This window comes from Pelomonas aquatica, assembly GCF_026712205.1.
Classification (GTDB): Bacteria; Pseudomonadota; Gammaproteobacteria; order Burkholderiales; family Burkholderiaceae_C; genus Pelomonas; species Pelomonas aquatica.
The window spans coordinates 117,299-140,322 of the sequence record NZ_JAPPUW010000005.1; the positions used below are offsets into that span (position 1 = coordinate 117,299).

At 70.0% G+C, this 23,024-nt stretch carries 24 protein-coding genes and 1 pseudogene; 13 read left to right on the forward strand and 12 right to left on the reverse strand.

Annotated features, from left to right (window positions below):
* Positions 1-26: 26 nt before the first annotated feature.
* Positions 27-1,472 (reverse strand): glucose-6-phosphate dehydrogenase, encoded by a 1,446-nt coding sequence (gene zwf / locus NYP07_RS06835; RefSeq protein ID WP_268148758.1) that lies wholly within the window; start codon positions 1,470-1,472, stop codon positions 27-29.
* Between the two features lie 112 nt (positions 1,473-1,584).
* On the opposite strand from zwf, the gene tal reads away from it, so the two are divergent.
* The 3 genes from tal to NYP07_RS06850 are packed head-to-tail and all read left to right on the forward strand — an operon-like array spanning position 1,585 to position 4,768.
* Positions 1,585-2,526, forward strand: coding sequence for a transaldolase (gene tal / locus NYP07_RS06840; RefSeq protein ID WP_268148760.1), 942 nt, complete (start codon positions 1,585-1,587; stop codon positions 2,524-2,526).
* Between the two features lie 2 nt (positions 2,527-2,528).
* The gene (gene pgi, locus NYP07_RS06845) at positions 2,529-4,151 is read left to right on the forward strand and encodes a glucose-6-phosphate isomerase (RefSeq protein WP_268148762.1); all 1,623 of its coding nucleotides are present in this window, start codon (positions 2,529-2,531) and stop codon (positions 4,149-4,151) included.
* Positions 4,148-4,768: an HAD family hydrolase gene (locus tag NYP07_RS06850; RefSeq protein WP_268148764.1), complete on the forward strand. Its 621-nt coding sequence runs from the start codon at positions 4,148-4,150 to the stop codon at positions 4,766-4,768. The genes pgi and NYP07_RS06850 overlap by 4 nt, the downstream gene beginning before the upstream one ends.
* On the opposite strand, the gene NYP07_RS06855 is transcribed toward NYP07_RS06850, so the two are convergent.
* The 9 genes from NYP07_RS06855 to NYP07_RS06895 all read right to left on the reverse strand — a co-directional run bounded on the left by NYP07_RS06855 (position 4,758) and on the right by NYP07_RS06895 (position 14,942).
* On the reverse strand, positions 4,758-4,973 hold the full coding sequence (locus NYP07_RS06855) for a DNA gyrase inhibitor YacG (protein ID WP_268148766.1): 216 nt from the start codon (positions 4,971-4,973) through the stop codon (positions 4,758-4,760). The two genes, NYP07_RS06850 and NYP07_RS06855, sit on opposite strands and share 11 nt — an antisense overlap.
* The gene (gene zapD / locus NYP07_RS06860; protein ID WP_268148768.1) at positions 4,970-5,725 is read right to left on the reverse strand and encodes a cell division protein ZapD; all 756 of its coding nucleotides are present in this window, start codon (positions 5,723-5,725) and stop codon (positions 4,970-4,972) included. Before zapD ends, NYP07_RS06855 begins: the two co-directional genes overlap by 4 nt.
* 14 nt (positions 5,726-5,739) lie before the next feature.
* On the reverse strand, positions 5,740-6,345 hold the full coding sequence (gene coaE / locus NYP07_RS06865; RefSeq protein ID WP_268148770.1) for a dephospho-CoA kinase: 606 nt from the start codon (positions 6,343-6,345) through the stop codon (positions 5,740-5,742).
* Positions 6,342-7,289 (reverse strand): prepilin peptidase, encoded by a 948-nt coding sequence (locus NYP07_RS06870; protein WP_268148772.1) that lies wholly within the window; start codon positions 7,287-7,289, stop codon positions 6,342-6,344. Before NYP07_RS06870 ends, coaE begins: the two co-directional genes overlap by 4 nt.
* 85 nt (positions 7,290-7,374) lie before the next feature.
* Positions 7,375-8,598 (reverse strand): type II secretion system F family protein, encoded by a 1,224-nt coding sequence (locus NYP07_RS06875; RefSeq protein WP_268148774.1) that lies wholly within the window; start codon positions 8,596-8,598, stop codon positions 7,375-7,377.
* 20 nt (positions 8,599-8,618) lie between these two features.
* Positions 8,619-10,286: a type IV-A pilus assembly ATPase PilB gene (pilB, locus tag NYP07_RS06880; protein ID WP_268149021.1), complete on the reverse strand. Its 1,668-nt coding sequence runs from the start codon at positions 10,284-10,286 to the stop codon at positions 8,619-8,621.
* Positions 10,287-10,495: 209 nt separating this feature from the next.
* Positions 10,496-10,705: a YgaP family membrane protein gene (locus NYP07_RS06885; RefSeq protein WP_268148776.1), complete on the reverse strand. Its 210-nt coding sequence runs from the start codon at positions 10,703-10,705 to the stop codon at positions 10,496-10,498.
* Entirely contained in the window at positions 10,702-13,902 is a 3,201-nt protein-coding gene (locus NYP07_RS06890) for an efflux RND transporter permease subunit (protein WP_268148778.1), read from the reverse strand. The genes NYP07_RS06885 and NYP07_RS06890 overlap by 4 nt, the downstream gene beginning before the upstream one ends.
* On the reverse strand, positions 13,902-14,942 hold the full coding sequence (locus tag NYP07_RS06895) for an efflux RND transporter periplasmic adaptor subunit (protein ID WP_268148780.1): 1,041 nt from the start codon (positions 14,940-14,942) through the stop codon (positions 13,902-13,904). The genes NYP07_RS06890 and NYP07_RS06895 overlap by 1 nt, the downstream gene beginning before the upstream one ends.
* 144 nt (positions 14,943-15,086) lie before the next feature.
* Between NYP07_RS06895 and NYP07_RS06900 the strand changes: the two genes are divergently transcribed.
* Positions 15,087-15,446, forward strand: coding sequence for an ArsR/SmtB family transcription factor (locus tag NYP07_RS06900; RefSeq protein WP_268148782.1), 360 nt, complete (start codon positions 15,087-15,089; stop codon positions 15,444-15,446).
* Between the two features lie 97 nt (positions 15,447-15,543).
* Positions 15,544-15,969 (forward strand): thioredoxin TrxC, encoded by a 426-nt coding sequence (gene trxC, locus NYP07_RS06905; RefSeq protein WP_268148784.1) that lies wholly within the window; start codon positions 15,544-15,546, stop codon positions 15,967-15,969.
* Here the strand turns inward: trxC and NYP07_RS06910 are convergent.
* The gene (locus NYP07_RS06910; RefSeq protein WP_268148786.1) at positions 15,966-16,469 is read right to left on the reverse strand and encodes a TlpA family protein disulfide reductase; all 504 of its coding nucleotides are present in this window, start codon (positions 16,467-16,469) and stop codon (positions 15,966-15,968) included. The genes trxC and NYP07_RS06910 overlap by 4 nt on opposite strands.
* A pseudogene (locus tag NYP07_RS06915) lies at positions 16,469-16,810 on the reverse strand (ArsR/SmtB family transcription factor); the annotation flags it as partial. The pseudogene NYP07_RS06915 and the gene NYP07_RS06910, both read right to left, overlap by 1 nt.
* Positions 16,811-16,936: 126 nt before the next feature.
* Between NYP07_RS06915 and NYP07_RS06920 the strand changes: the two are divergent.
* The 8 genes from NYP07_RS06920 (at position 16,937) to NYP07_RS06955 (ending at position 23,022) form a co-directional block, all read left to right on the forward strand.
* Positions 16,937-17,131: a hypothetical protein gene (locus NYP07_RS06920; RefSeq protein ID WP_268148788.1), complete on the forward strand. Its 195-nt coding sequence runs from the start codon at positions 16,937-16,939 to the stop codon at positions 17,129-17,131.
* Between the two features lies 1 nt (position 17,132).
* Positions 17,133-17,531 carry a helix-turn-helix domain-containing protein gene (locus tag NYP07_RS06925; RefSeq protein ID WP_268148790.1) on the forward strand — a complete coding sequence of 133 codons (399 nt, stop codon included), beginning with the start codon at positions 17,133-17,135 and terminating at the stop codon, positions 17,529-17,531.
* Between the two features lie 152 nt (positions 17,532-17,683).
* Positions 17,684-17,863, forward strand: a complete 180-nt coding sequence (locus tag NYP07_RS06930) for a hypothetical protein (RefSeq protein ID WP_268148792.1) — start codon at positions 17,684-17,686, stop codon at positions 17,861-17,863.
* A gap of 236 nt (positions 17,864-18,099) precedes the next feature.
* A complete protein-coding gene (locus NYP07_RS06935; RefSeq protein WP_268148794.1) occupies positions 18,100-19,320 on the forward strand; it encodes an acyl-CoA dehydrogenase family protein in 1,221 nt (406 codons plus the stop codon).
* 1 nt (position 19,321) lies between these two features.
* The gene (locus NYP07_RS06940) at positions 19,322-20,134 is read left to right on the forward strand and encodes a methionine ABC transporter ATP-binding protein (protein WP_268148796.1); all 813 of its coding nucleotides are present in this window, start codon (positions 19,322-19,324) and stop codon (positions 20,132-20,134) included.
* Positions 20,127-20,789, forward strand: a complete 663-nt coding sequence (locus tag NYP07_RS06945) for a methionine ABC transporter permease (protein ID WP_268148798.1) — start codon at positions 20,127-20,129, stop codon at positions 20,787-20,789. The genes NYP07_RS06940 and NYP07_RS06945 overlap by 8 nt, the downstream gene beginning before the upstream one ends.
* 11 nt (positions 20,790-20,800) lie before the next feature.
* On the forward strand, positions 20,801-21,625 hold the full coding sequence (locus NYP07_RS06950) for a MetQ/NlpA family ABC transporter substrate-binding protein (protein ID WP_268148800.1): 825 nt from the start codon (positions 20,801-20,803) through the stop codon (positions 21,623-21,625).
* Between the two features lie 8 nt (positions 21,626-21,633).
* Positions 21,634-23,022, forward strand: a complete 1,389-nt coding sequence (locus NYP07_RS06955) for an LLM class flavin-dependent oxidoreductase (RefSeq protein ID WP_268148802.1) — start codon at positions 21,634-21,636, stop codon at positions 23,020-23,022.
* Positions 23,023-23,024: the final 2 nt, after the last annotated feature.

Below are 23,024 nucleotides of genomic sequence, written 5' to 3' on the forward strand. Positions count from 1 at the left end.
CTTGGGGCGGCCCGGCGCGGCGGCCATCATTGCTCTTCGGCCCACGCAAAGCCGTCGCGTGCGACCAGCGCGCTCGCCGCGGCAGGGCCCCAGGAGCCGGCGGCATAGGCCCGCGGGCCGTTGCCGTCCTCGGCCCAGGCGTCGAGGATGGGCTCGACCCAGCGCCAGGCCTGCTCCTGCTCGTCGCTGCGCACGAAGAGGTTGAGGCGGCCGGCGATGGCGTCCAGCAGCAGGCGCTCGTAGGCGCCGACGCGCTGCGTCGCGAAGGCCTTGTCGAAGTCCAGGTCCAGCGACACCGGCGTCAGCTGCTCGCCGGGGCCGGTGCCCTTGTGGGCCAGCAGCTGCAGCTCCAGGCCGTCCTCGGGCTGCAGCTTGATGACGAGGCGGTTGGGCAGGCTGGCGCCGGGGAAGATCTGGTGCGGCACGGGCCGGAAGTTGACGACGATCTGCGCGTCGCGCGCGGCCAGGCGCTTGCCGGTGCGCAGGTAGAAGGGCACGCCGGCCCAGCGCCAGTTCTGCACCTCGGTGCGCAGCGCCACGAAGGTCTCGCAGGCGCTGTCGGGCGGCACCTTGACCTCTTCCAGATAGCCCGGCACCGGATGCCCGCCGCACATGCCGGCGCGGTACTGGCCGCGCACGACGTCGCGGGCGACGCTCTCCCGCGTGAAGGGCTTGAGCGCGCGCAGCACCTTGAGCTTCTCGTCGCGGATGGCGTCGGCGTCGTTGCTGGCCGGCGGCTCCATCGCGATCATCGTCAGCAGCTGCAGCGCATGGTTCTGGATCATGTCGCGCAGTGCGCCGGTGCCGTCGTAGAAGGCGCCGCGCGTGCCCACGCCGAGCTGCTCGGCCAGCGTGATCTGGATGTTGGCGATGCTCTCGCGGCGCCACAGCGGCTCGAACAGCGCGTTGCCGAAGCGCAGGGCCATCAGGTTCTGCACCGAGGGCTTGCCGAGGTAGTGGTCGATGCGGAAGGCCTGGGCCTCGGCGAAGACGCTGCGCACCGCGCGGTTGATCTCCTGCGCGCTGTCCAGGTCGTGGCCGAGCGGCTTCTCGAGCACGACGCGCACCTTGCCGTGGTTCAGGCCGACGGCGCCGAGCTGCTCGCAGATGCCGGTGAAGAGGTGGGGGCTGGTGGCCAGATAGAGCACGACGGTGTCGGCATTGCGCGCATCCAGCCAGTCCTTCAGGCCCTGGTAGTGCTCGGGTTGGGACAGGTCCATGCGGCGGTAGTGCACCAGGGCCGCGAAGCGCTCGAACTCCTCGTCGCTGGGGCGCTTGCCGGCGTCCACCTCGCGAAAGCGCTCCTTCAGCCATTCGCGGTAACGCTCGTCGGTCTGGTCGTCACGGGCGACGGCGAGAATGCGGCCGCCTTCGGGCAGCTTGCCGTGCCGGAAGGCCTGGAAGAGCGCGGGCATCAGCTTGCGCCACGTCAGGTCGCCGGTACCGCCAAAGAACACGAGATCGAAAGACATCTGCGGGGTCTCCAGGCCAGCGCCTCACATGGGGCCGCTAACCGTTGTGTAACTAAGTTTCGTGAAATACTATGCAGCAGTTTCTTCACCGGGTCAATCCGGAGCGCATTCCATGAACCAGCTCGACCAGCTCAAGGCCTTCACGACGGTGGTGGCCGACACCGGCAACTTCCTGCAACTGGCGCAGTTCGCGCCGCGCGATGCGACGACCAATCCTTCGCTGATCCTGAAGGCGGTGCAGTCGCCCGACTACGCGCCGCTGCTGAAGGAGGCCGTCGCGGCCCATCGCGGCAAACCGCTGGACGAGATCGTCGACCACGTCCTCGTGCGTTTCGGCCTCGAGATCCTGAAGGTCGTGCCGGGCCGCGTGTCGACCGAGGTCGATGCCCGCCTGAGCTTCGACAGGGCCGCCAGCCTGGCACGGGCGCGCCGCATCGTCGGCCTGTACGAGGCCGCCGGCATCGGCCGCGACCGCGTGCTGATCAAGCTCGCGTCCACCTGGGAGGGCATCCAGGCTGCCGCCGAGCTGGAGCGCGAGGGCATCCACTGCAATCTGACGCTGCTGTTCGCCTTCGCCCAGGCCGTGGCCTGCGGCGAGGCCAAGGTGCAGTTGATCTCGCCCTTCGTTGGCCGCATCTACGACTGGTACAAGAAGTCGGCCGGCGCCAACTGGGACGAGGCGGCACAGGCCGGCGTCAACGACCCGGGCGTGAAGTCCGTGACGCAGATCCATGCCTACTTCAAGCAGCACGGCATCCAGACCGAGGTCATGGGCGCGAGCTTCCGCAACATCGGCCAGATCCAGGCGCTGGCCGGCTGCGACCTGCTGACCATCAGCCCCGACCTGCTGGCCCAACTGCAGGCCACGGGCGCCAGGCTGGAGCGCGCGCTCGATCCCGCCAAGGCGCCGGCCATGCCCGCCATCCATCTCGACGAGGCGGCCTTCCGCTTCGCGCTGAACGAGGATGCGATGGCCACCGAGAAGCTGGCCGAGGGCATCCGCCTGTTCGCCGTCGATGCCGGCAAGCTCGACAAGCTGATCCAGGAAGCCTGACCATGACTCTGCGCTGCGACCAGTCGCCCGTGTGGGCCGAACTGCAGGCCCACTACGCCGCGAGCGGTCGCGGCTTCGACATCCGCGCGGCCTTCAAGGAAGACGCGGGCCGCTTCGACGCGCTGTCCTTCGAGGCGCCCGAGGTCTTTGCCGACCTCTCCAAGAACCGCATCGACGCCGCCACGCTGGCCCTGCTGATGAAGCTCGCGCGCGACTGCGGCCTCGAGGCACGCCGCGACGCGCTGCTGCGCGGCGACCCGGTCAACACGACCGAGGGCCGTGCCGTGCTGCACACGGCGCTGCGCGCGCCGGCAGGCAGCGCTGCACCCTTCAACGCCGAAGTGCAGGCGTCGCTGGACGCCATGCTGGCCTTTGCCGAGAGCGTGCGTCGCGGCGAGCGGGGCGCCATCACCGACGTGGTCCACATTGGCATCGGCGGCAGCGACCTCGGCCCGGCCATGGTCGTGCAGGCGCTGCAGGCCTATGGCCGCCGCGACCTGAGGCTGCACTTCGTCTCCAACGTCGACGGCCACGACCTGGTCCCGGTGCTGACGGGCCTGGACGCGCGGCACACGCTGTTCGTCATCGCGTCCAAGACCTTCACGACGCAGGAGACGCTGGCCAACGCGCAGGCCGCCAAGGCCTGGTTCCTCGCGGCCGGTGGCACGGACATCGCCCGGCACTTCGTCGCCACCAGCAGCAACACGGCCGCCGCGGCGGCCTTCGGCATAGCCACCACCTTCGGCTTCTGGGACTGGGTCGGCGGCCGCTATTCGCTGTGGTCCGTCATCGGCCTGCCGATCGCGATCGCCGTCGGCGCCGACAACTTCCGCGCGCTGCTGGCCGGCGCGCATGCGATGGACCAGCACTTCGCGGCCGCGCCGCTGGCGCACAACCTGCCGGTGCTGCTGGGCCTCATCGACATCTGGTACCGCAACTTCCACGGCTTCACGAGCCGCAGCGTGGCGCCCTATCACCAGGGCCTGCGCCGGCTGCCGGCCTATCTGCAGCAGCTGGAGATGGAGAGCAACGGCAAGGGCGTGGACCTGGACGGCAACGCGTTGTCCATCGGCACCTCGCCCGTCGTCTGGGGCGAGGCCGGCACGAACGGCCAGCATGCCTATTTCCAGATGCTGCACCAGGGCACGGATGTGATCCCGGTCGAGTTCATCGCCGTGAAGCGGCCCAACCATGGCGCCAGCGGCGAGCTGGCCGACAAGCTCGCCGACCAGCACCGCAAGCTGCTGGCCAACTGCCTCGCGCAGAGCCAGGCGCTGATGCAGGGCAAGACCGCCGCCGAGGCGCTGACCGAGAAGGCGCCGACCGCGTCCGCCACGCTGGACCGCGAGGTGCTGGCCCGCCACCGCAGCTTCCCCGGCAACCGGCCGAGCACGACCCTGGTGCTGGACGCGCTGACGCCGCGCTCGCTGGGCGCGCTGATCGCCCTCTACGAGCACCGCGTCTTCGTGACCGGCGCGCTGTGGGGCATCAACAGTTTCGACCAATGGGGCGTGGAGCTCGGCAAGGCCCTGTGCAATCAGCTGCTGCCGCGCCTGGCCTCGGGCGACACGGCGGGCCTGGACGGCTCCACGGCCGGCCTGCTCAAGCGCCTGGTGGCCGCATGAAGATCGTCTTCGACTTCGGCGGCGTGCTGTTCCGCTGGCACCCCGCCAGCTTCCTCGCGCGGCTCTGGCCGCATCGCGTCGAGACGCTGGAGCAGGGCGCGCAGCTGGCGGCCCGGTTCTTCCAGAACTACGGCGGCGACTGGGGCCTGTTCGACCAGGGGCTGATCGGCGCCGACGAGGTCGTGCGCCGCATCGCGGCGCGCACGGGCTGGCCGCTCGGCGACGTGGCCGCCGTCGTGCGTGCGGTGCCGGACGAGCTGATGCCCATCCCGGCCACCGTCGTGCTGATCCGCGACCTGCGCGCGGCCGGGCATACGCTGCACTTCCTGTCCAATATGCCCGAGCCGTTTGCCGACCACCTGAGCCAGGCCTATCCGCTGGCCGAGTGGTTCGAGTCGGGGCTGTTCTCGGGCCGCGTGAAGCAGATCAAGCCGGGGGCGGAGATCTTCGCGATGGCCGAGCGGCGCTTCGAGGCGCGGCCGCAGGAGCTGATCTTCCTGGACGACCACCCCGCCAACGTCGATGCCGCGCTGGCACGCGACTGGCAGGCCTTCCTGTTCACCGATGCCGCGAGCGCGCGGCGCGAACTGGTCTCCCGCCGCCTGCTCAATGCATGAGCGTCTGGCCGTCTGACCCCAGTTCGTCCGGATCCTGAGGCGGCGCGGCGGGCACGCGGAAGCTCTCGCTGGCCCAGGCGCCCAGGTCGATCTGGCGGCAGCGTTCGCTGCAGAAGGGCCGCCATTTGTTGCCGGGCGCGAAGACGCTGTCGCCGCCGCATTGCGGGCAGCGGACGAGGCGTGGCTTGACGACCTGCTCGCTCATGCGCACAACGTCAGCTCGAAGCCCGTGTCCTCGGGCGCCAGCTTGAGCCGGCCTTCCTCGTCCTGGCGCATCAGGCGGATGGAGACCATCAGGCGGTGGCCGGAGATTTCGGGGATCAGCCCCAGGCTGGGGTCGATGCGCATGCGCAGCAGTTGGTAGACGCGGCCGGCGGGCAGGCTCTGCTGGAACTGGCCCGCGTGGGCCGCGACCTTGTGCGGGCTGCCCGAGTCGCGCAGCAGGCCCAGCAGCACCTGCAGGGCCTCGGCCATCGGCATCAGCGTCTGGGCCCAGCCCATCAGGTCCTTGCGGCGGCGCACCGGCAGCAGTTGCTGCCAGTTGTAGTAGGCCGGCAGGTCGAACTCGCAGGTGCCGCCGGGGATGCTGATGCGGCTGCGGATGCTCATCAGCCACTCGTTGCCGGCCAGCGCGGCGCCGGTCTTGCCGTTCAGCGCATTCAGGCGCTGGAAGGCGCCGTCGATGCGGGCGATGACCTCGTCCAGTCGCGCCGCGTCGACGCCCGGGCTGCCGCGGTAGGCGTTGAACTGGGCCTTGTGTTTTTCGAGCTCCTTCAGCAGGTCGCTCTTCAGGTCGGCGCGCGAGGCGACGTCGAGGATCTCGAACAGCGTGACCAGCGCGAAATGATGGTCCAGCGCGGCCTCGCGCTCCATCAGCGCACCGAGGCGGTCGAACAGGTGTTCGAGGCGGAGCATCGTGCGGATGCTCTCGTTGAACGGGTACTCGTACAGGACCACGGCGGGGACTTCAGTCAGGGCGGTCCGATTGTTTCACAGCCCCAGCGCGCGGCCAGGCTCAGCACCTCGCTTCGCAGCGCGGCCAGCGCGATGCCGTCGTTCAGCAGCACCGCGTCGGCCGCGGCGCGGCGGGCCTGGCGCGATGTCTGGGCGGCGAGGGCCCCGTCGACACGCTCGCGCGTCCAGCCGGGCCGTTGCAGCACGCGCGCGATCTGCGTCTCGGCCCGGCAGTCGACGACGAGGACGCGCGCGACGCGCGAGCGCCAGCGGCCGGATTCGACGAGCAGGGGCACGTCGAAGACGACGAGGGCCTGCGGCGCCGCGTCGGCTTCGGTCAGGGCCTGGGCCGTGATCAGCGGATGCAGGATGGCTTCGAGCCGGCGTTTGGCGCCCGCGTCCGAGAAGACGAGGGCGCGCATGCGGTCGCGCTCCAGTGCGCCGTCGGCGGTGACGAAGTCCGCGCCGAACTGCTGCTGGATGGCCGGCATGGCGACACCGCCGGCCAGCGTCAGCGCCCGCGAAATCGCGTCGGTGTCGATGAGGGCCGCGCCGGCCTCGCGCAGGAAGCCGGCCACGGTGCTCTTGCCGCTGCCGATGCCGCCGGTCAGGCCTATCCTCATCCCGCCAGCATCGGGTAGAGCAGCTGCAGCAGCTCCTGGCCGAAGAAGAGGGCGGCCAGGCCGCCGCCGGCCAGGTAGGGGCCGAAGGGGATGGGCACCTCGCGCCTGTGGCCGCGCGCCAGCACCATGAAGATGCCGACCGTCGCGCCGACGGCGGACGACAGCAGGATGATGGGCAGCAGCTGTTGCCAGCCCAGCAGGGCGCCCAGCGCGGCGAACAGCTTGAAGTCGCCCTCGGCCATGCCGCGCCGGTGGCGCAGCAGTTCGTAGAGCGTGGCCAGGGCCCACAGCGCGCCGTAGCCGAACAGCAGGCCGAGCGCGGCGTCGGGCAGGCTCACCGGCGTCCAGTGCTGCCAGGCCGCCGCAAGGCCAAGGCCCAGCAGCGCGAAGTTGAGGCCGTCGGGCAGCAGCGTCGTGTCCAGGTCGATCAGCGCCGCCGCGATCAGCAGTGAGATCGCGGCGATGTAGACCAGGGTCGCCGGCGTCGGCCCGAACTGCCAGGCTACGGCGGCGAACAGGGCCGCCGTGGCGGCTTCGACGATGGGGTAGCGGGCGCCGATGGGCGCCTTGCAGGCCGAGCAGCGCCCGCCCAGCCGCAGCCAGCCGAGCACCGGCAGGTTCTCGTGCCACTTCAGCACATGGCCGCAGTGCGGGCAGCGCGAGCGCGGGCGCGACAGGCTGAGCCGCGGCAGCCTGTCGCAGTCGGTGGCCAGCTTTTCGCCGAAGCCGCCGATCTCGGCGATGCGCCTGTCCGCGGCGCCCAGTTGGCGCCTGAGCACGTCCTTGTCCTGCAGGAACTCCGCCGTGTCGCAGAGCCATTGGCGTTCCATCATGCGCGGCATGCGGTGGATGACGACGTTCAGGAAGCTGCCGATGCACAGGCCGAGGACGCCCAGCACCCAGGGCGAGAGCCAGACGGACCAGTCGAGGGAAGCGGAGGGCATGGTGACGTGGTGCAGGGCTGAGTTGGCGCGGAATCTAACCGCATTTGAGCGGGCTAGAAGCGGGCGGCATGCGCCGCCCACGGGCTCAGACCACCTGGCCGAGCTTGAAGATGGGCAGGTACATCGACACGACGATGCCGCCGATCAGGACGCCCAGGATGACGATGATGAAGGGCTCCATCAGCGCCGACAGGCCCTTGACGGCCTCGTCCACCTCGTCCTCGTAGAACTCGGCGGCCTTGGCGAGCATGTGGTCCAGCGAGCCGGATTCCTCGCCGATGGAGGCCATCTGCAAGACCATTGTCGGGAAGATGCCGGTGGTCTGCATGGACGTGGTCAGCGCGGAGCCGGTGGACACGTCGCGCTGGATCTGCTCGGTGGCTTCCTGGAAGACCGCGTTGCCGGATGCGCCACCCACGGAGTCGAGTGCCTCGACGAGCGGGACGCCGGCCGCGAACATGGTCGCCAGCGTGCGCGTCCAGCGCGCGACGGCGGATTTGTACATCAGGTCGCCGAACACCGGGATCTTCAGCAGCAGCCGGTCCATGCGCTTTTGCATGCTCTCGGAGCGCTTCCAGCTCTGGATGAAGAAATAGCCGCCACCGCCGATCGCGCCGAAGATGGCCCACCACCACTTGACGAAAAACTCGGACAGCCAGATGACCATCAGCGTCGGCGCCGGCAGGTCGGCGCCGAAGGACTGGAACACGTCCTTGAAGGCCGGCACGACGAAGATCATGATGACCGCGACGACGATGAAGGCGACGACCATGACCGCGATCGGATAGGTCAGCGCGGACTTGATCTTGTTCTTGATCGCGACCGTCTTTTCCTGGTAGACCGCGAGCCGGTCCAGCAGGGCCTCCAGGATGCCGCCCGCCTCGCCGGCCTCGACGAGGTTGCAGTAGAGCGCGTCGAAATACATCGGATGCTTGCGGAAGGCCGAGGACAGGCTGGTGCCCGTCTCGACGTCCTGGCGGATGTCGTTCAGCAGCCGCGTGAGCCGCGGGTTGGTCGCGCCGCGGGCGACGATGTCGAAGGACTGCAGCAGCGGCACGCCGGCGCGCATCATCGTCGCGAGCTGGCGCGTGAAGATGGCGATGTCCTTCTGCTTGATGGACGAGCCGCCGCTGGCGCGGCGCTTCTTGACCTTGTTGACGAGGATGCCCTGGCGGCGCAGCGTGGCGCTGACCATGGCCTCGCCGCCGGCACGCAGCTCGCCCTTGACGATCTTGCCGTTGCGGTCCTTGCCCTCCCATTCGAAGACGAAGTCCTTGACGCTTTTTGCTGCAGCGGTGGCAGTGGCCATGCGCTCTCCTCGCGACTGAATTATTCGTTGGTGGCCGACAGGACTTCCTCGAGCGTCGTGACGCCGATCCGTACCTTCACGAGGCCGGACTGACGCAGATCACGCACGCCTTCCTTCCTGGCTTGGTCGGCGATGTCCATCGCCGTTCCCGCGGCCAGGATGATGCGCTGGATGTCCTCGGTGATGGGCATCACTTGGTAAAGCCCGACACGGCCACGGTAACCATTTGTGCAACTGCTGCAGCCGACGGCCCGGTAGGGCCTCCAGCTGCCGTCGAAGTCTTCCTCGACGAAGCCGGCCTTGATCAGCGCGTCGCGCGGGTAGTCGGCGGGTGCCTTGCAGTTCTCGCACAGCCGTCGCACGAGGCGCTGGGCCGTGATCAGCAGCACGCTGGACGCGATATTGAACGGCGCCACGCCCATGTTCAGCAGGCGGGTCAGCGTCTTGGGCGCGTCATTGGTGTGCAGCGTCGACATGACCATGTGGCCGGTCTGCGCGGCCTTGATCGCGATGTCGGCCGTCTCCAGGTCGCGGATCTCGCCGACCATGATGATGTCCGGGTCCTGGCGCAGGAAGGACTTCAGCGCGGCCGAGAAGTTCAGGCCGGCCTTGTCGTTGACGTTGACCTGGTTGATGCCCGGCAGGTTGATTTCGGCCGGGTCCTCGACGGTGGAGATGTTGACGCCCGGCTGGTTCAGGATGTTCAGGCAGGTGTAGAGCGACACCGTCTTGCCGGAGCCGGTGGGGCCGGTCACCAGCACCATGCCGTAGGGCCGGTAGATGGCGGCGAGCAGGCGCTCCTTCTCGATCTTCTCGTAGCCCAGTGCTTCAATGCCCAGCTTGGCGGAGGACGAGTCCAGGATGCGGATGACGATCTTCTCGCCGAACAAGGTGGGCAGCGTGCTGACGCGGAAGTCGATGGACTTGCTGCCGAACTTCAGCTTCATGCGCCCGTCCTGGGGCACGCGGCGCTCGGCGATGTCCAGGCGCGAGATGACCTTGATGCGCGAGGACAGCTTGTCCTTGATCGCGATGGGCGGCTGGGTGATCTCGCGCAGTTCGCCGTCGACGCGGAAGCGCACGCGGTAGTGGAACTCGTAGGGCTCGAAGTGCAGGTCGGAGGCGCGCAGGTTGATCGCGTCCACCAGCATCTTCTGCAGGAAACGCACGACCGGCGCATCCTCCACGTCGGCCAGCTCGGCGGACTCCTGCTGGGGCGTCGCGTCTTCCTCGGCGATGTCGAAGTCGAAGTCGCCGCCGGCGATGCTCTCGAGCGTCTCGGTCGCCGTCGCGCCCGCGGTGGACAGCAGCTTGGCCAGCTTGTCGTGCTCGACGATGACCCACTCGGGCTGCAACTGGGTCGCGAACTTGATGCGTTCGATAACCTCGAGATCGGTCGGGTCGGCGCCGCCGACGAAGAGGCGGTTGCCGCGCCGCGACAGCGCCACGACATGGTATTGCTGGGCCAGCTTGCCGTCGATGACGTCCCTGGGCATGCGCTGGGCGTCCATCGCGGACAGGTCCAGCAGCGGCAGGGCCAGCGCGCTGGACAGCGTGTGCGCCAGATCGGCGGGCGACACCTGGCCGCTGGCGATCACCGCGTTGACGAAGCTGGTCTTCTTCTCGCGCGCCTGCCTGACGAGATCCTCGGCGGTCTTGGCCTGCAGCTTGCCGGCATGGACGAGCATCCGCGCGACCCCGGACAGGGAGGACTGGAGAGGCTCGGCGAGCGTGGTTTCCACGAGCGGGGGCGTCGGCGACGCAAAGGGAGGTCCGCCGATTGTGCCAGTCGCGCGCGGCCGCCGAAGCGAAGCCGCACAAGGGATAACGGCAGGATTTCAACGACTCGGCCCCGGCCTGGGGCGGGGCGCGCTGCGGCCGAGCGCGGCGACCCCCTTCAGCAGCCGCCCTTCACGCCGAGCTTGCGCAAAATGATCTCCAGCGGGCACCAGCGCGTGATGGCGCTCTGCAGCAGGTTGGCGCCGACGAACGCGGCCAGGGCCAGCCACCAGCCGCTGACGAACGCCGGGCTGCCGGGCGCGCCCAGCAGCAGCGAGACGAGGATGAAGCTGCCGGCGAACAGCCGGACGATCTGCCAGGAACTCATGATGCACTCCTTGTGTCGGTGAGGGGGGCGTGGCGATAGGCCACGAAATAGAGCAGGGGGATGACGACCAGGGTCAGCAGCGTGCTGACGAGGATGCCGAAGATCAGCGAGATCGCCAGCCCGTTGAAGATGGGGTCGTCGAGGATGAAGAATGCGCCGAGCATCGCTGCCAGGCCGGTGAGCACGATGGGCTGGGCCCGCGTGGCCGCCGAATGCACCACGGCCTCCTTGAGCGGGCGGCCCCGCGCGACCTCCAGCCGGATGAAGTCCACCAGCAGGATGGAGTTGCGCACGATGATGCCGGCCAGCGCGATCATGCCGATCATGCTCGTCGCGGTGAACTGCGCGCCCAGCAGCGCATGGCCCGGCATCACGCCCACGAGGGTCAGCGGGATGGGCGCCATGATGATGAGGGGCGTGAGGTAGGAGCCGAACTGCGCGACGACGAGCAGGTAGATCAGCACCAGGCCGACCGCATAGGCCGCGCCCATGTCGCGGAAGGTCTCGTAGGTGACCTGCCACTCGCCGTCCCACTTGAGCGTGTAGCCGCGCCAGGCATCGCTGGGGGCGTGGATGAAGGCCTCGGCCAGCGTGCCGCCGTCGGGCGTGCCGATCTGCGCCAGCGCACCGCGCATCTTGAACATGCCGTAGAGCGGGCTGTCCAGGGCGCCGGCCATGTCGCCGACGACGAAGTGCACCGGCAGCCCATCCTTGTGGAAGAGGGGTTGCTCGCGCTGGCTGTCGCTGACGGTGACGAGTTCCCGCAGCGGCACCAGGGCGCCGCCCGCGCTGCGCACGTTCAGCTGCAGCAGGGGGTCGAGATCGCCCTGGCGCTCGGCCGGCAGCTGCAGCCAGGCGCTGGCGGGGTATTTGCTGCCGTCGTGCAGCCAGGCGGCGGCTTCGCCGGCCAGCCCCGTCGCGAGCGTCGACACGATGGCCGCCTGCGGCACGCCGAGCAGGGCGGCCTTGCGGCGGTCCACCAGCAGCAGCTTCTTCGGCGCCGCGGCGATGCCGGAGTCGTCCACGTCGACCAGGCCCGGCGTGCGCTCGAAGACGCGCCGCACCTCGAGCGCCACCTGCCGCCGCCCGGGCGCGTCGGGGCCGTAGATCTCGGCCACGATGGGCGAGAGCACCGGCGGGCCGGGCGGCACTTCGACGACCTTGACGTTGGCGCCGTGGCGGCGGCCGATGTCCTGCAGCGCCGGGCGCATGCGGGTGGCGATGGCGTGGCTCTGGGCGCTGCGGTGGTGCTTGTCGACGAGGTTGACCTGCAGGTCGCCCACCTCGCCGCCGGCGCGCAGGTAATACTGGCGCACCAGGCCGTTGAAGTTGATCGGCGCGGCGGCGCCGGCATAGGCTTGGTAGTCGGTCACCTCGGGCTGCTGGGCCATATAGGCGCCCAGATCGTGCAGCACGGCGGCCGTGCGCTCCAGCGGCGTGCCGGCCGGCATGTCGACGATGACCTGGAACTCCGACTTGTTGTCGAAGGGCAGCATCTTCAGCACGACGAGGCCGACCGCCGGCAGGGCCAGCGACAGCACGATGAGCCCGGCCACGCCGGTGCCCAGCCAGCGGCGGTTGCGCGCGCCGCGGGCCTCGTCCAGCAGCGGGCGGAACACGCGCTCGAAGAGGGGGCCCAGCTTCGCGGCCAGGCCGTGCGCGGCGTCGCCCGCATGGCCGCCGTGCCTGAGCCACAGCCGCGCCAGCCAGGGCGTCACGATGAAGGCGATGGCCAGCGACAGCAGCATGCCCATGCTGGCGTTGATGGGGATGGGGCTCATGTACGGCCCCATCAGGCCCGACACGAAGGCCATCGGCAGCAGCGCGGCGATGACGGTGAGCGTGGCCAGGATGGTGGGGCCGCCCACCTCGTCCACCGCGCCGGGGATGAGCTCGGCGAGGGTCTTGTCCGGATGCAGGGCCATGTGGCGGTGGATGTTCTCCACCACGACGATGGCGTCGTCCACCAGGATGCCGATGGAGAAGATCAGCGCGAACAGCGACACGCGGTTGAGCGTGAAGCCCCAGGCCCAGGACGCGAACAGCGTGACGGCGAGCGTGAGGATGACGGCGCTGCCGACGATGGCCGCCTCGCGGCGGCCCAGCGCGATGAAGACGAGGGCCACGACGGAGGCCGTCGCGAACATGAGCTTCTGGATCAGCTTCATCGCCTTGTCGTTGGCCGTGGCGCCGTAGTTGCGCGTCTCGGCCACGTCCACGCCGTTCGGAATGACGGCGTTGCGCAGCTCGGCCACGCGCTGCATCAGCGCGTCGGCCACCTGGATGGCGTTCTCGCCGGGCTTCTTGGTGATGGCCAGGGTCACCGCCGGGAACTCGCCCGCCCGGCTGCCGTGCCACACGTAGCGCTGCGCGGGCAGCGGTCCGTCGACCACCTGGGCCACGTCGGCGAGGTAGACCGGCCGACCGTTGCGGGCGCCGACCACCAACTGCCCGAGTTCGCGCGCGTCGCGCAGGAAGGGGCCGGCCTCGACGTCCACCGCGCGGTCGCCGGCCAGCAACTGGCCCGCGGCGGCGCCGCTATTGGCCGACTGCAGGGCCTGGCGAAGTTCGGCCACGGCGACGCCCGCGGCGGCCAGCCGTGCCGGGTCGAGTTCCACGCGGATGGCCCGCCCCGGGCCGCCGATCGTCGTCACCTCGCGAGTGCCGGGCACGCGCTTGAGGTCGGCCTCCAGGCTGTGGGCGATGCGCTCCAGGTCGAAGGCCCCCGTCTCGCCGTCCCGCGCGTGCAGCGTCAGCGTGACGATGGGCACGTCGTCGATGCCCTTGGGCTTGACGAGGGGGGGCGCGGTGCCGAGGTTGGCGGGCAGCCAGTCGGCGTGGGACTGCACCGTGTCGTAGAGGCGCACGAGGGCCTCCGTGCGCGGCACGCCGACCTTGAACTGCACCGTCATCACCGCCAGGCCCGGGCGGGAGACGCTCATCACGTGCTCGACGCCGGCCATCTGCGACAGCACCTGTTCGGCCGGCGTGGCCACCATCTGCTCCACGTCCTGCACGGCCGCCCCGGGGAAGGGGATCAGCACGTTGGCCATCGTCACGTTGATCTGCGGCTCCTCCTCGCGCGGCGTGACCGCCACCGAGAAGATGCCGAGCAGCAGGGCCACCAGGGCCAGCAGCGGCGTGATCTGCGCCGACTGGAAGAAGCGGGCGATGCGCCCGGACATGCCGAGTTCCATCACGGCCTCCGCGCGGCGGCCTGGGGGTCGAGGGCGATGCGCTCGCCCGGCCTGAGGCCGGCCAGCACTTCGACCTGGTCGCCGCTCACGGCGCCGGTGCGCACCTGGCGCAGCAGCGCGCGTCCGTCGGCGCCGACGGCATAGACGGCCTTGAGCTCGGCGCGCTGCACCAGGGCGCGGCCGGGGATGAAGACGCGCTGCAGGCCCGTGCCGCCGGCCACGGTCGGCAGCCAGGCGCGGGCGAAGCTGCCCGGCGACGCGACGCCGCCGGTCGGCAGCTCGATGCGCACGGTGACCGTGTGCGTGACGGGATCGGCGGCGGGCAGCACCTCCCAGTGCGGCACGGTCAGGCGTTGCCCGGCGATCTCCACGCCGACCGCCGTGGCGAGCCGGCTGCGCAGGCCTGCGGCCGCCGACTCGGGCACCGCCACCGCCACGCGCAGGGCCGAGGGGTCGAACAGCGTCACGAGGGCGCGGCCGGGCAGCGCCATGTCTCCCGGCATCACGCCCACCTCGGTGACGACGGCGTCATAGGGAGCCTTGACGGCGAAGTAGCCGCTTTCCGTGCGGGCCGCCTGGGCCGCCGCCATCTGTGCGTTGGCCTGGGCGGTGGCCGTCTTGAACTGGGCTTCCGCCTGGTCCAGCGCGGCCTGGCTGATGAAGCGGCTGGCGAACAGCTGGCGCTGGCGCTGAACCTCCAGCGTGGCCACCTGCTGCGCCGCGCGGGCGGCTTCGACCTGGGCTGCCGCGGCGCCGGCCTGCTGCTCGGCGGCGCGGGCATCCAGCCTTGCCAGCAGCTGGCCGGCCTTCACGCGGTCGCCGGCCTTCACCGGCAGCGCGACGACGGCGCCGGCCACCTGCGCTGCCACGACGGTCTGCCGGACGGCCTCGACCGTGCCGTCGTGGCTGGCCAGGCCCTGCGGGGCTGAAGACGACACCGTCCAGGTCGCCAGCGCGTCGGCAGCGCGGGCCTGCGCCGGTGTCAGTGCCGCCGCCAGTGCAAGCGCGGCCCCTGTCAGCGTGAAAAACCGGTCGGTCATGTGAACTCCAGGGCGTGACTTCTCGAAAGCGTCGCACTAGTATTTAGCCAATTGGTTAAATAGTCAAGTGTCAATATGAGCAATCCGGTGAATCCCGTGCAAATAGGGCATGATGAGCGCTCCGCTCCCCGCTCTTGTGTTGCCATGCAGGATCTGCCCGACGAAGCCCTCCATCAGGTGGCCGCCTATTTCCAGGCGCTGTCCGAGCCGACGCGCCTGCAGATCCTCAACCTGCTGCGCCAGGGCGAGCGCAACGTCGGCGAGATCGCCCAGGCCTGCGGCTTCACGTCGGCCAACATCTCGCGGCATCTGTCGGTGCTCATGCAGCAGGGGCTGGTGGCGCGCGAGTCGCGGGGCTCGGCGGTCTACTACAGCATTGCGGACGACTCGGTCTACGCGCTCTGCGATCTCGTCTGCGGCAGCATAGGCCGGCAGATGGAGCGGGCCGCGGCCCAGCGCAGCACCTTTCTGAAGGGCACCAGGGCCGCGCGCCGGGCAGGCTGAGCCGCCCGCTTCAAGCCGGCCGCGGGGCGGCCCTGACCGCCCTTTAAGTTTCCGGGCGCCGCCCGACATGCGGGTGCAGATCACCCTGGAGCTCCCCATGCTGCTCGGCTGCCCCCACTGCGGCACACGCAACCGCGTCCCCGATGAACGCCTCACCGAAGACCCGGGCTGCGGGCGCTGCGGCCAGCCCGTGGCGCCGCGCAAGCCGGTGGCCCTGGGTGACGCCGACCTGGGCGCCTATCTGCAAGGCACCGAGGCGCCCGTCGTCGTCGACTTCTGGGCCGCCTGGTGCGGGCCGTGCCGGTCCTACGCGCCGCATTTCGAACGGCTGGCCGGCGCGCGCCCCGAGCTGCGCTTCGTGAAGGTGGACAGTGATGCCGCGCCGCGCACGAGTGCGGCGATGCAGATCCGCAGCATCCCGACGACGCTGCTCTTCGTCGGCGGCCGGGAGGTCGCGCGCCAGAGCGGGGCGATGACGGCCGCGCAGCTCGGCGCCTGGGTGGATGGCGCGTTGCGGCGCTAGAGAAACCGGGCCAGCAGCTCGACGTCTTCCGGGAAGAGCTGGCCCGTCTCGGCCGCGGCAACGCGGCCATCGCGACCGCGCACCACGGTGACCGGCAGGCCTTGCGGCTTGGGCAGCACCGCCTCGACGGCGGGCGTCAGCCAGCCGCTGGGGAAGTCATGGCCCCGTTTGGCGCGATAGGCCCTGGCGGCGGCGAGGTCCTGGTCGACGGACAGGCCCAGCACCAACAGGCCGCGCTCGCGCTGCGTGCGCCACAGCTTCTGGATGGACGGCGTGACCAGGGCGCAGAACGGGCACCAGCTCGCCCACCAGTACAGGACGACGACCCGGCCCTGTGCCGAGGCCGCCTTGAACTCGCCGCCCTCCAGCAGCGGCACGTCGGGCAGTTGCAGCGCGCTGCCGGGCGCCGGCAGGTGCTTTAGCGGCCCGGTCGCCCCGGCGCGGGAAGCGGCCAGGCCCAGCGCCAGCGCCGTACCGAGGCAACACCGGCGCCGGTCCATCAGCGCAGGCCGCCGACGAGCAGCCTCTCTTCGGTCGGCACCGGCTCGTCGCCGTCCAGCTCGACGGCGAGCTGGGTGCAGACCGCGCGGCACAGCATGGCGACCTTCTCGCTCTGCAGCCGGTAGTAGATCTGCGTGCCCTCGCGGCGCTTGCCCAGCACGCCGGCGCGGTAGAGCGTGGACAGGTGCTGCGACATGTTCGGTTGCGTGGTCTGGATCTGCGCCAGCAGCTCGGAGACGTTGCGCTCGCCATTGCAGACGGCGCTGATGATCTTGAGCCGGATCGGCATGGCGAGCACGCCGAAGAGCTCGGCGGCGGACTCGAAGACGCGGTCTTCCTCGGGGGGCGTCGGTCATCGCGGCGGCGTTCGGTTGGATCAGGAAAATCACTGTATCGGCAAGCGCGGATGTGCGCCGCGGGGAATGCAGAATGCAGCGGACAAAACTCCCGCTGATCGCCGACCGCCATGGACGAATCGAGCCTGCCCGCCCTCATGCGCCAGCTGCTTGGCGCCGCCTTCGGCCTGGCCGTGCTGTTCGGCGCGCTGTGCCAGCGCACGCGTTTTTGCACGATGGGCGCGATCTCCGACGTCTACTCGATGGGCGACTGGCAGCGCGCCCGCATGTGGATCGTCGCGGTGGCTCGAACGCCTGCACCATGAGGTGGCGGCGGCGCGGCTGGCGGCCCTCGGCCAGGACGATGGCCTGGCGCGGGAACTGCGTGCCTGGATGGCGGCCGAGCTGCCGGCCCGCGTGCCCACGCGCGGCGCGGCCGCTCGTGCGCTGGGCCTGATGAGCGAACGCACGCTGGCGCGGCGCATGCAGGCCCAGGGCCTGAGCTTCTCCGGCCTGCTCGATGCGGCGCGGCGCGCGGCCGCGCTGCAGGCCGTGGCCCGGCCCGAGCTGGCGCTGGCCGGCATCGGTCAGTCGCTCGGGTTTGCGGAGCCGGCGGTGTTCTGGCGGGCGTTCAAGCGCTGGACGGGCTGCACGCCGGCGCAGTGGCGGGCAGGACAAGGCACCGAATGCGGCACCGATCCGAATCGGCTCTCCTCTGCTGATTGAGCCTTGACCCCGGGGCGGGCGCGCCAGGAGGGAGGGGTGAAATCGCAGGCAGGCTGGCCAGGTCCGGCGCCTCGCTGCTGCCGATCGGCAAGATGCTCAACCACCGCACGCCCGAGGCGACGTAGATCTACGCCCGGCTCGACCTGGACCCGGTGCGCATGTCGCTGCAGGGTGCGACGGCGGCGATGCTCGAGACGGCCGGCGTCAAGGTGGCGGCCGAGGTGATCCCAATCCGACGAGGCTCTGCTCAGCGAGATGGCGTCGCCAAAACTATTGAGCTTTACCTAAAGCACGACATCACCACAGCTCAGCTTGCTTCCAGCATGCGGTGATGATCGATTTGCGCTTCTGCCCGCTCTTGAGCTTGCGCCGTGCGGTGCCAGCGTGCACGAGTTCAGCGGTAGCTACGGGGACTACCTGGTGCGCAAGGTCGGCAAGGTCTTCCCGGAGCTGGGTTCAACCGTCCTCGGCTGATGCCCAGCCCCTCCAGCAAATAAGCATCGAAGGAATCCTTCGTTCGCCAACCTCGCTCGAACCTCTAGCCTGACGGTTTCAATGACGAAACCGCATGAGCTCAGTCCTGCAGTTCCCTGCCCCAGACGCACGCCCGGCGCCCGCGCCCATCTCCGCGGTCGACGCGCTGACGCTCGCCGAGCCGCTAGCCGAACGCCTTGCGGCCAGTGCCGTCGCCCGTGACCAGTCCGGCGGGCATGCCCGAGAGGAGCGTGAACTGATCCGCGCGAGCGGCCTGCTCACGCTGACCATCCCCACCGAACACGGTGGCCTCGGCGCGTCCTGGCCCACGTTCTACCAGGTGCTGCGCCGCCTCGCACAGGCCGACAGCGCCCTGGCGCACGTGTTCGGCTTCCATCACCTGCAACTGGCGGGCGTGCTGCTGTACGGCAACGACTCCCAGCAGCATCGCCTGCTGGCGCAGACTCTGGCCCACCGCTGGTTCTGGGGCAACGCACTGAATCCCCTGGACAAGCGGCTGCTCGCGTCCGATGCCCGCTCCGGCTACAGCCTCGAAGGCATCAAGAGCTTCGCCTCAGGTTCGATCGGCTCGAACCTACTCACGATCTCCGCCTGGCACCCGCCGACCGCGACCGCCCTTATTGCCGTCGTGCCCACCGACGCACCAGGCGTGACGGTGAATGCCGACTGGGACGCCTTCGGCCAGAAGCAGACCGACAGCGGGACGGTCAGCTTCGATGCCGTGCACCTGTCCGCCCAGGACGTGCTGCAACCTCCCGGCGTCACGCCGACGCCGCGCGCGACGCTGCGCTCGCAGATCGCGCAGCTCATCATGACCAACCTCTACCTCGGCATCGCCCAGGGCGCGCTGCAGGAGGCCCTGCATTTCAACCGCGACCAGGCGCGCCCCTGGTTCCAGTCCGGCGTCGCAGCCTCCGCGGACGACCCGTTCATCCAGCACCGCTACGGCGAGCTGTGGCTGAAGGTGCGCCCGGCTGAGGTGCTGGCCGACGCCGCCGCCAACGTGCTGCAGCAGGCCTGGGACCGCGGCACCGCGCTGACCGCGGCTGATCGTGGAGAAGTGGCCATCGCAGTCGCCGAAGCCAAGGTGCTGTCGCATCGCGCGGCCATCGAGATCGGGTCGCAGCTGTTCGAGCTGACGGGCGCCCGATCCACCTCGGCCCGCTACGGGCTGGACCGTTTCTGGCGCAATGCCCGCGTGCACACGCTGCACGACCCGGTCGACTACAAGCTGCGCGACCTCGGCCGCTATGCGCTGACCGGCGCCCACCCCGAGCCGACGGCGTATTCCTGACATGGCCGCCACCGCGCAATCTCCCGCCCCGATGATCGAGCTGGCCGGCGTCCGCAAGTCCTTCGCGCTGCCGGACGGCGGCCGGCTGGACGCCGTGCGCGACGTGTCCCTGAAGGTACGGGCCGGCGACATCTTCGGCCTGGTCGGGCGCAGCGGCGCCGGCAAGTCCACGCTGCTGAGGCTCATCAACCTGCTGGAGCAGCCGGACGAAGGCCGCGTCACCGTGGCCGGCCAGGAACTCACCGCGCTGAGCAAGGCCAGCCTGCGCAAGGCCCGCCAGTCCATCGGCATGATCTTCCAGCAATTCAACCTGCTGCAGAACGCCACCGCCGCCGACAACGTCGCCTTCCCCCTTCGCCTGCACGGCGTCCAAGGCCAGCGCGACAAGGCCAGGATCGAGCAGCGCGTGCAGGAGTGCCTGGCGCTCGTGGGCCTGGCCGACAAGGCTCGGTCCTACCCCGCCCAGCTCTCGGGCGGGCAGAAGCAGCGCGTGGCCATCGCGCGGGCACTCGCCAGCCACCCGCAGGTGCTGCTCTGCGACGAGCCCACCTCCGCGCTGGATGCCGAAACCACCGACGAGCTGCTCGCCACGCTGCGCGACATCAATGTGCGCCTGGGCGTCACCATCGTCATCGTCACGCACGAGCTGCCGGTCATCACGTCGCTGTGCCGGCACGCGGCCGTGATCGAAGACGGCCGGGTCAGCGAGCTGCTGGACGTGCAGAACCTGGGGCAGCCGCGCACGCGCATCGGTCAGGAGCTGGCGCGGCTGGGCCGGCAGCCCCTCGTCGAAGAGGAGCGGCTCCATGCCTGAGAACATCGTCGCCATCCTCCCCGAGCTGTGGACGGCCACCGGCCAGACGGCGCTGATGCTGGCCATCGGACTGGCCGCCGCGCTGCTGATCGGCGGTCCGCTGGGCATTGCGCTATTCCTGCTGTCGCCGGGCCAGTCGCTGGCGCACCGCCCCAGCTTCGCCGTGCTGAGCTGGCTGGTGAACACCGTCCGCTCTTTCCCCTTCATCATCCTGCTGGTCGCGCTCGTGCCGCTGACGCGCGTCGTCGCCGGCACGTCCATCGGCCCGGTGGCCGCGGCCGTGCCGCTGTCCTTCGCGGCCATCCCTTACTTCGCCCGCCTCGTGGAGCAGTCGCTGCGCGACGTGCCGCGCGGCGTCATCGAAGCGGCCCACGCCATGGGCGCCAGCGAGGCCCAGATCGTCTGGCACGTGCTGCTGGTGGAGGCCCGGTCGGGCCTCGTGCTCGCGCTGACCGTGCTCGCCATCAGCTTCCTGTCCTACTCCGCCGTGGCGGGCGTGGTCGGGGGCGGCGGCATCGGCGACCTGGCCATCCGCTACGGCTACTACCGCTTCCAGACCGACGTGATGGTGCTCACCGTGGCCCTGCTCGTCGTGCTGGTGCAGCTCATCCAGTTCGCCGGCAACACCATTGCACGCCGGCTCGACAAACGCTGAAAGAACCCGCCATGCTCCGCCGCTCCCTGCTCACCCTCGCGCTGGCCTCATTGGCGCTCACCGCGCAGGCCCAGGACAAGAAGGACATCGTCTTCGGCGCCACCGCCGGCCCGTATGCCGACCAGATCAAGCTGGGCATCAAGCCGCTGCTGGAAAAGAAGGGCTACCGCGTCAAGGTCGTCGAGTTCAACGACTACATCCAGCCCAATTTCGCGCTCGCGCAAGGGTCGCTGGACGCCAACGCCTTCCAGCACATCGTCTACCTGACCAAGTTCGCCACCGAGAACAAGCTGGCGATCAGCGAGCTGCTGAAGGTGCCGACCGCCCCCATCGCGATCTACAGCCACAGGCACAAGTCGCTGGACGAGGTGAAGGAGGGCTCGACGGTCGCGCTGCCCAACGACCCGACCAACGCCGCGCGCGCCCTGGTCGTGCTGGAGCAGCTCGGCTGGCTGAAGCTGCGCGACGGCGTGGACCCCATCCGCGCCTCCGAGAAGGACGTCGCCGTCAACTTGAAGAAGATCAAGCTCATCCCGCTGGAAGCGGCCCAACTGCCGCGCTCGCTGGCCGACACCGACTACTCCTTCATCAACGGCAACTTCGCGCTGGCTTCGGGCCTGAAGATCACCGAGGCGCTGGCGCTGGAGAAGACCGGCCCGACCTACCAGAACGTCGTCGCCGTGCGCACCGAGGACAAGGACAAGCCCTGGGTGCGCGACATCGCCGAGGCCTACCGCTCGCGCGAGTTCCTGGCCGTGACGGAGAAGAGCTTCCCCGGCTTCGTGAAGACCGACTACCAGCAGGCGCTCTCGGGCACCGCCACCGCCAGCCGCTGAAGCCCACCGTGACGCGCCCCATCCGCTTCAACGCCTTCCAGATGAACACGGTCGGGCACCAGTCGCCCGGCCTGTGGACGCACCCCCGCGACCGGGCCTCGCACTACAACGAGCCCGAACACTGGGTGGAGCTGGCCCAGTTGCTGGAGCAAGGACGGTTCGACGGCATCTTCCTGGCCGACGTGCTGGGCGTCTACGACGTCTACAACGGCACGGCCGACGCCGCGCTGCGCCACGCCGTGCAGGTGCCCGTCAACGACCCGCTGGCCCTGGTGCCGCTGATGGCCCGGGCCACGCAGCACCTGGGCTTCGGCGTCACCTGTGCATTGACCTACGAGCATCCCTATCCGTTCGCACGCCGCATGTCCACGCTGGACCACCTGACGCGCGGTCGCATCGGCTGGAACATCGTCACGGGCTACCTCGACAGCGCTGCGCGCAACCTGGGCCTGCCGCGCCAGCTTGCACACGACGAGCGCTACGACGTGGCCGACGACTATCTCGACGTGGTCTACAAGCTGTGGGAGCTGAGCTGGGAGGACGATGCGGTCCGGCGCGACAAGCGCAGCGGCACCTTCACCGACCCCCGTAAGGTCCATCCCATACGCCACGCGGGCCCGCACTACCAGGTGCCGGGCATCCACCTGTGCGAACCCAGCCCCCAGCGCACGCCGGTGCTCTACCAGGCCGGCGCATCCAGCCGCGGCAGGGCCTTCGCGGCGCGGCATGCGGAGTGCGTGTTCGTCAGCGGCCCCAGCATGACGGTGGTCGCACGCGCGGTGCGCGACCTGCGCGCGGCCGTGCAGGTCGCAGGCCGGGCACCCGAGGACGTGCTGATCTACGCGCAGGCGCTGGTGATCACCGGCGAGACCGAGGCCGACGCCTGGCGCAAGCATGCCGAGTACCGCCGCCACGTCGACGTCGAGGCGGCCCTGTCGCTGCTGTCGGGCTGGACGGGCGTGGACTTCGGCCGCTACCCGCGCGACGCCACCATCGAGTACCTGGACACCGACGCGGGCCGCAGTGCACTGGCCTCGTTCAGCCAGGCTGACCCCGACCGCAAGTGGACGGTGGGCGAAGCCGCCGAGTTCATCGGCCTTGGCGGCCGCGCGCCGGTCTTCACCGGCAGCCCCGTCCAGGTGGCCGACGAGCTGGAGGCATGGGTGGAGGCCACCGGCGTGGACGGCTTCAACCTCGCCTACGCCGTGGCTCACGAAACCATGCACGACGTCGTCCATCACGTCGTGCCCGAGCTGCAGCGCCGCGGCCGCTACCGCCAGCAGTACACGGCCGGCACCTTGCGCGACAAGCTTTTCGGCCAGGGACCGCGCCTGCCCGACACGCACACCGCGCGCCAGCTCCGCCTGGCGCCGGCAGAGGAACCCATTCCCGCCTGAGG